Source organism: Microvirga sp. P4_G7 (genome assembly GCF_056401005.1).
Genome location: NZ_JBFUKD010000513.1, coordinates 1 through 2,782, shown reverse-complemented (window position 1 = coordinate 2,782; position 2,782 = coordinate 1). Strand labels below are relative to the sequence as shown.

Here is a 2,782-nt window from a genome sequence, read left to right as displayed (position 1 = left end):
TGAAGATCTCGAGTGAAAAGAAGAGGTAGCAGAGCGGCGAGATCAGGAAGAAGCAACGCGTGAACGGAAACAGCCAGAACAGCACGCTCGACATGTAGCAGAGCCGTTGCGACAGCTTGAGACCGCGCTTCAGGGGGGGAAAGCGGTAGCGCATGATCTGCATCATGCCTTGCGCCCAACGTGACCGCTGCCCGATGAAGCTCGCGAAGGTTTCTGGTTGCAAGCCGGCGATCAGCGGCTTGTCCACATAGATGCTGGTCCAGCCGCGCGAATGGAGTTCGAGCGCGGTTTCGCAATCCTCGGTGATGCTCAAACCGCTGAAACCGTTGGTTTCCTGAAGTGCTTCCCGGCGCAGCACCGCGGCGGACCCGCAGAAGAACGCCGCGTTCCACTTGTCGAGGCCACGCTGAATGATGCCGTAGAACATTTCGTTCTCGGACGGCATGGTCTGGAACGTGCCGAGATTGCGCTCGAGCGGATCGGGATTGATGAAGAAGTGCGGGGTCTGGACGAGAAACAGATTTTTCTCGACCGCGAAATAGCCGACGGTTTCTTGCAGGAATGAGCGCGCCGGTGCGTGGTCGGCATCGAAGACGACGACGAGATCGCCGGTGGAATGCTCCAAGCCGTTATTGAGATTGCCGGCCTTGGCGTGAAGGTTCTGCGCGCGCGTCACATAACGGCAATCCAACGCCTCGCACAACTTGTGCAATTCGGCCCGGCGTGCGCGCGCTGCCGCTGCCGCCTGAACATTGTTGGACTGGCACTTCTCGTCCGTCCCGCCGTCGTCGAGCAGCCAGACCGTGAAGCGATCGCGCGGATAATCCATGGCGCGCGCCGCCGCGAGCGTCGTGGCGAGAAGATCGGCGTCTTCGTTGTAGCTTGGAACGAAGACATCGATGGTCGGAAGGTTGGCCGGATCGAGCTTCGGCGGTTTGCGCGGCGGCAGCGGGCTCGAAACCACGAAGAGGCTGAGAAACAGCATCATCACGCTGTACATCTCGGCGATGTAGAGGAGAAACGCCGGAATGTAGTTCGCGATCTCGGTAATCGGCGGCAGCGTGCTGGTGGTCCRCCAGAACACGTAGCGCAGCACGATCGCGGTGCCCAAGGCCAGCGCGATCTGGCGCCAGATCCCTTCCGCCCGCAGGAACTTGAGCAGGATCATGCACACCACCACGACGAGACCGGCGATGAGGTGGGCCTGGAGGCTGATCGGAAGCGCGACGAGAAGAATGACGATGGCCGAGGCGACGGCCCAGAAGGCCACAATGATTCCCTGACTCATCATCGTCTTTCCTGATCGGTCTTTCTTTACGTCATGTACCAGTCAATGGAAGCATTGAAAGCGGCTCGGACGTCTTAATGGGCTTCTTGGTTGCGACTACAGGGAAATACCTGCGGGTGGGATTGGTTTCCAACCATCAGGGAGGCGGCAAGGGAACGACGGGGAATCCTGTCAGGCGCTCGTCGGCGGCGGGCTGTGTGGCGGGCGCCTCGTCCGCGGCGGCCGGAGCGGGTCTCGATCGCGGTGTCGACGGACGTGGCCGCGCGACCTGGGCCGGGGCCGGCGGGGTCGGCGTGGTGTTCAAAGGCACGATCCCCGCACCTGTCGGATACATCGGCGCATCGATCTGGCCGAGCTGGGGCGCCGGCGGCGGTGGCGTTCCATACGGGTTCCAGCCCCGGTCGCCGAAGAACGCGGAAATCGTGTAGCCGTACATGACCCGCAGGAGTTGCTCTTCGGTGGCGCCCGCTTCGCACAGGCGAACGCGGATGGAGACGAGGCCGCTCGTCGAGAAGATGGCGTTCTCGGTCGGCTCGATCCGCTGCCAGGCGTAGAAGCACAGATCGCGCGCCGAGGAATATCCAGTGGCGTAGCCGAATGGGCCGTACTTGTTCTGGACGTAATAGGTGGACGTCCGCATATCGATTCCGGGAAGGCGGTCCTCCATCTCGGATTGAATGCGCTCCTGGGTGATCGGCCGGATCCTGAGCACGTCGTCGATCTCGGTCAGCGCGTCCGGATCGTTCATCAGGCTGATCCAGATCGTGTTCTGGCCGATGCCCTGGGCGGCAGTCGAAAGGGCGATTTCCTGCGACACGCCGTTGAGAAAGCGATTTTCGAGAACCGCGACCACCGCCGGTCCACCCGGCGGGGGAACCACGATCGCCTTGGTGACGGGAACCTGATTCGCCAGGGTCGTGAAATGAAGTTCCGAGCGCGTCGAGCAAGCGGCGAGGAAGAGCAAGGACACGGCGAGTGCCAACGGGCCGGCGCGACCCACGCGGGATGTGCGCGGTGACGATCTATCGCGGGCCGCCTCGGATTTGGGCAGGCGCTCTGTCGACGTCGTTTGAAACCCGGAAAAAATCATGGTGTCGCGAAGGGCTTGATCCGAAGAAGGCTGAACGTTTGGCGGGAACTCCCATGGCGCTGCCTCAGAGGAATCGGTGTCCATCTGAACGAGAAGACATGACTAGTTATAGTTAATGAATGGTAAAATACAGCCGGCGCGGCCGCCTACTCACAGGCGATTCCCTCGCCGAGCGATTTGGCGCCAGCGAATGCCCGACACGTGCGCTCAAAAGTGATTCATTGAAACGAATCGACGATCTCCGACAGTCGTGAAACGACGATGTCGGTAATCGCGCGACCCTTGGCTGCGGTCGCGAGGCTCGGATCGCCGACAACACCGGTTCCGTCGGAAATCTCCGCCATCGTGCGGAACAGGGAACCGCTGCCGCCGCGCAGGAGATCGCTGTTGGCCCAGTCATGCGT

At 61.6% G+C, this 2,782-nt stretch carries 2 protein-coding genes and 1 pseudogene; all 3 read right to left on the bottom strand.

Annotation, left to right across the window (positions count from 1 at the left end; translation table 11 throughout):
* Nucleotides 1–1,288 (bottom strand): glycosyltransferase (locus AC1DT3_RS17215; RefSeq protein WP_477466456.1); only part of this gene is annotated, 1,288 nt, incomplete at its 3' end.
* A 136-nt stretch (nucleotides 1,289–1,424) separates the two neighbouring features.
* Complete coding sequence (gene bcsN, locus AC1DT3_RS17210) at nucleotides 1,425–2,258, bottom strand: cellulose biosynthesis protein BcsN (RefSeq protein ID WP_477466455.1); 834 nt, start codon at nucleotides 2,256–2,258, stop codon at nucleotides 1,425–1,427.
* A 338-nt stretch (nucleotides 2,259–2,596) separates the two neighbouring features.
* Nucleotides 2,597–2,782, bottom strand: a pseudogene (locus tag AC1DT3_RS17205) (creatininase family protein); the annotation flags it as partial.